1 pseudogene is annotated in these 292 nt (G+C 63.4%); it reads left to right on the forward strand.

Features of this window, described 5'->3' with window-relative positions:
• Positions 1-292, forward strand: a pseudogene (locus tag EN808_RS35865) (ABC transporter permease); the annotation flags it as partial.

The raw sequence follows: 292 nt of genomic DNA on the forward strand, positions 1-292 counted from the left end.
GTTCGCCATCTACACCGCGAACCATCCGGCCGGCTTCACCGCCAATGTCGTGCAGACGGCAGCGAACAAGGGTGTTCTGCTCGCCTTTGTCGCCATGGCGCAAACGCTGGTGGTGATCACCGCCGGCATTGATCTGTCGGTCGGCATGATCTTCACGCTGACCAACTGCATGGCTTCATGGCTGGTGATCGGCACCGGCCTCGAGACGGGGTTTGGAGTGTTGGCGGTGCTCGGCACCGGGCTGCTCTGCGGCGCGATCAACGGCGCCATCATCATCTACGGCCGGCTGCAG

Source organism: Mesorhizobium sp. M8A.F.Ca.ET.165.01.1.1 (genome assembly GCF_004792065.1).
In the GTDB taxonomy this organism is placed as follows: Bacteria; Pseudomonadota; Alphaproteobacteria; order Rhizobiales; family Rhizobiaceae; genus Mesorhizobium.